The 2,413-nt window shown below is 52.2% G+C and carries 2 protein-coding genes; one reads left to right on the forward strand and one right to left on the reverse strand.

Annotation, left to right across the window (positions count from 1 at the left end):
- The first annotated feature begins 158 nt into the window (after nt 1–158).
- Nucleotides 159–902: a MurR/RpiR family transcriptional regulator gene (locus AB5Y64_RS13195; RefSeq protein WP_368203972.1), complete on the forward strand. Its 744-nt coding sequence runs from the start codon at nt 159–161 to the stop codon at nt 900–902.
- 140 nt (nt 903–1,042) lie between these two features.
- Here the strand turns inward: AB5Y64_RS13195 and AB5Y64_RS13200 are convergent, their stop codons facing one another.
- Nucleotides 1,043–2,311, reverse strand: a complete 1,269-nt coding sequence (locus AB5Y64_RS13200) for an IS4-like element ISAeme3 family transposase (RefSeq protein ID WP_041205731.1) — start codon at nt 2,309–2,311, stop codon at nt 1,043–1,045.
- Nucleotides 2,312–2,413: the final 102 nt, after the last annotated feature.

Genomic DNA, 2,413 nt, shown 5'->3' on the forward strand with positions numbered 1-2,413 from the left:
GAACACTCGAGTTAGAAACGGGGTGACGTGAGCGCGTTAAGGATCAGGGTGTTCACGTTGGCCGGAATGGCTGTTCAACTTCGCCGGAATACGCAGCGTGACATCATCCTGAATAAGGACGCGGCTGCGCTCGGTGAATTACCATGTTTAATAATTAGTTGGTCTCAACATTAAATACCTTCGAGTTCAAGGTATATAACTATGTAATAAAGAACCATCAGACGGTTATCTATATGACGGTCAGGGAATTGGCCGAAGCCTGTGATGTGTCGACCGCCACCATATTGCGATTTTGCAAGAAGATGAATTGCAGCGGTTATGCGGAATTCAAAGCCTATCTAAAAATGAATGCCGAGAAGCGCGGCGAAATATCGCTGCCACACGGTGCCAACGAGTTCCTCTCTTTTTTCAAGAGCATCAACAATGACGAATTCGACGCCTTGATCGCGAGCGCCGCCGAGCAGATCGCGGGGGCCGAGCGGGTGATCTTCGTGGGGGCGGGCAGCTCGGGCACGCTGGGGTGCTACGGGGCGCGCTTCTTCTCCAACATCGGCAAGTTCAGCAACCACATCGATGATCCCTACTACCCGGTCAACACCGACATGTACAAACAGGCGGTGGCGATCGTGCTCTCGGTCTCCGGGGAGACCACCGAGATAATCAAGTTGGCGAAGCAGTTCCTGTTTCATCACTGCAAGCTCATCACTATTACCAGCGATAATAAATCCACCCTGGCCCAGATGGCGGATTTCAATATTTCATATCATGCGGCCAGGCTGGTAGTCGACAATGAATATGATATTACCACCCAGGTGCCGGTGATTTATATCATCGAATCCATCGGTCGCCAGTTGGCAAACAAGATAAGTGCCGAGGTGTCACAGGGTGTGTCTTTTATGTAACAAGTAACAAAGCGGGTATTTTGTTATATCGTGACAAGGATGAATGCTTTCCCTACCATCGATTCACAACATTTGAATTGTTTCGATATTAATTAATAAATGGCAGGGAAGGATCATTATGGCAATTCATGTACAGGACCTTAAGCGTTGAGTCCCTTTAAAACTCCTTCCAAGGTCCTGTTCTGTATCGATTTTCTCTGCTTGGTTCGGCAAGCGTTCTTGGCCAAATAATCAGCTGCCCATTCCAGTCTTTCCCTTATTTCTGTCAGCGCTCTATGGGCCACTGCTTCCAATAGCGGCAACCACCATGTCGTACTGTTCTTTGACGCTTTCAACATCGATAGCTTCCCTGTCATCACACTCTGCGCGACCCGCCTTTTCATCACCAGCGACAGCAAACTCGTCCACACCAATCCCTCGGCGATGGCTTTCTCCCCCGTCACAAACCCCTTGAGCCGGTTGTGCGATTTCCACTCTTTAAATAACAACTCCACCTGCCAACGGCAGCGATACAGGCTCATCACCTGCTCTGCTGACCATGCCGCTCGCGGCAGGTTGGTCATCCACAAGCAGAACCGCTTTTCCTCGGCAAACCAGCGTCGGATCAAGCGGTACTCGACCTTGCCGGACTTCACCACCATATCCAGCACCTCGGCCCGACAGCGCCGCCGTCCTGCCTCTTTCAGTGACAGTCCCGCCAGTTTTGGCACTTCCCGCCCATCACCGCGCCAGGCCTGGATTATCTTGGGGTTCAGGCTTTGCGTTCCTCGCACCAGATAAAATCCGCCAGCGTCGTTCACCTGCTCAAACCAGGCCCTGTCAATGTAACCCGCGTCAGCCAGCAGCAGGCAGTTGGCCAGCTTGTGAGCCTCAGGGAGAAATTGCCGCTCCCCTGCGGTATCGGCAGACACACTCATGCACAGTGGGCTCTGCTCCGACAGAGACATGGTCATATGGCACTCGATAGCCGCCGGACTGATGGTCTTGAACCGGCCGGGAAAGTCAGCCGCCAGACGCCGGTGCACCGCGAAGGAGGTGCCATCGTGCAATAACACCTGCTTGAACGCGCCGAGGGAGGCCGCTTTGAGTTGATGGTCGATACGCAAGGCGATGGCCCGTTCGACCAGCGCTTTCATAAACAGGGCAAAGCTCTCTTTACGCAGCTGATTGTGAAACGGTTTGTAAGAAACCTGATGCTCTTTCGTCAGCTGCAAGGCATTGAAATGACGGTGTAAGCTGGCAATGTCATTGACCTGGTCGCCCCCCATGGCCCGCAACAGTGCAGGTACGAGCATGGCAGGGGTAATGGCGCGCTGACGCAGACAAAACTTGCAGAGCCGAGCAATGCGCTCGAGTGCGGCGGGAGCCAGGAGTTGCTCCAGATAGTGATTAGCATTAATAATGGTCATAGGCTTCGCGCGTGTTGATTTTGTTTGGCGATAAAATTAGATCACAAACGAAGCCTTTTTTATATCTATTTCAATTGGTTGGCGCTAAAGATCCTGTACATG

It is taken from the genome of Aeromonas sp. R5-1 (genome assembly GCF_040908265.1).
GTDB lineage: Bacteria > Pseudomonadota > Gammaproteobacteria > Enterobacterales > Aeromonadaceae > Aeromonas > Aeromonas caviae.

Bases quoted from the DNA above. Each gene is read 5' to 3' on its own strand.
- AB5Y64_RS13200 (WP_041205731.1), bottom strand. From the start codon at position 2,311: ATGACCATTATTAATGCTAATCACTATCTGGAGCAACTCCTGGCTCCC.